1 protein-coding gene is annotated in these 532 nt (G+C 58.5%); it reads right to left on the bottom strand.

Annotation, left to right across the window (positions count from 1 at the left end):
• Window positions 1-79: 79 nt before the first annotated feature.
• On the bottom strand, window positions 80-532 hold a 453-nt coding region (locus tag ACWGTI_RS32670), incomplete at its 5' end, for a group II intron maturase-specific domain-containing protein (RefSeq protein ID WP_454590684.1).

Genomic DNA, 532 nt, shown 5'->3' with positions numbered 1-532 from the left:
GGGTGAGTAGGCCGGAGGAATTTCACCTGCCGGCCTCTCGCAGAACGGTGCGTGAACCTCTCGATTCACACCGCTCCCATCAGGCAAACGTATTTGTTCCGAACGCCTTCCAGTGCACGAACAGTCCTGGATTTTCCCGCGCCAGCTTTCTCAAGAAGAGACTGGCGCGCGTCTTGTGGGACTGAAAGCGCTTGAACTTTCGCCTGATCCAAGCCCTGAGTTTCCGGTTGACGTAATCAGCCAGAGTAGACAGGGCCGAACGACTGTACCGGCCGTAGTAGGCAATCCATCCCCGAAGGAGTGGATTGAGCTGTTTGGCTAGCTCAGCCAGCGTCCCCGGCGTCTGCCGCGGGATGTTCAAGCTTTTGATCGTTGCCCGCATCGACTTCAGTGACGTGGGGCTGGCCGCAGGCGTGTAGCCACAGAAGAACTCATCTCGCTGTGTGTTCGCCACGCGTCGCGGCCGGAACTGATACCCGAGGAAGTCGAACACGACATTCGGGTATGTCCCCCTGCGCCTTTGGTCTTTGCA

The sequence above is a fragment of the Mesorhizobium sp. ArgA1 genome, assembly GCF_053714375.1.
Note: the sequence above shows the minus strand (reverse complement) of the source record. Positions and strands in the feature narration are given on the sequence as shown.